This is a genomic window from Paenibacillus campinasensis, assembly GCF_002272015.1.
GTDB classification, from domain to species: domain Bacteria; phylum Bacillota; class Bacilli; order Paenibacillales; family Paenibacillaceae; genus Paenibacillus_AQ; species Paenibacillus_AQ campinasensis.
The window spans coordinates 1-633 of record NZ_NPBY01000139.1; the positions used below are offsets into that span (position 1 = coordinate 1).

General features: G+C 41.5%; 1 protein-coding gene. It reads left to right on the top strand.

What is annotated here, in order from left to right:
• Nucleotides 1-145: 145 nt before the first annotated feature.
• Nucleotides 146-619, top strand: coding sequence for an IS200/IS605 family transposase (gene tnpA, locus CHH67_RS25730; protein ID WP_095268210.1), 474 nt, complete (start codon nucleotides 146-148; stop codon nucleotides 617-619).
• Nucleotides 620-633 lie beyond the last annotated feature (14 nt).

Sequence of the window (633 nt, forward strand, 5' to 3'; positions counted from 1 at the left end):
ATGGCTTTAGCCAGTTGAGCTCGCGAAGCGTGCGAAACAAAAAACCACCCGCTATGCGGGTGGAGGGATCGAGGGTTTGACCATCCAGACCATTCCGATAAAATTGAGATGTTCAGGCTCAATAAAATGAAAGGAATGGTCTTAGATGGCAAACAAGAGCTATAGTCTAGCTCACACGAAGTGGATGTGCAAGTACCACATTGTGTTCACCCCGAAGTATAGACGGAAAGAGATCTATAATCAAGTGAGAAAAGATTTAATCGAAATTTTCAAACGATTGTGTAAATACAAGGGAGTAGAGATCATAGAAGGCCACATGATGCCAGATCATGTACATATGCTGGTAGCCATTCCCCCAAAGATATCAGTATCATCGTTCATGGGATATCTGAAGGGAAAAAGCTCACTTATGATATTCGAGAAGTATGCCAACTTGAAGTATAAGTATGGCAATCGAAAATTTTGGGCGGAGGGATACTATGTCAGTACAGTGGGATTGAATGAGGCAACCGTCGCAAAATATATCCGTGAACAAGAAGCACATGACCAAGCAATAGATAAATTGAGTGTGAAAGAGTATGAAGATCCATTTAGCAGAAACAGTAGCAAAAAGAAGTAAACCCGTTTAACGGG

Excerpts from the sequence above, each read along its gene's own strand:
- tnpA (WP_095268210.1), top strand. The coding sequence starts at position 146 with ATGGCAAACAAGAGCTATAGTCTAGCTCACACGAAGTGGATGTGCAAG.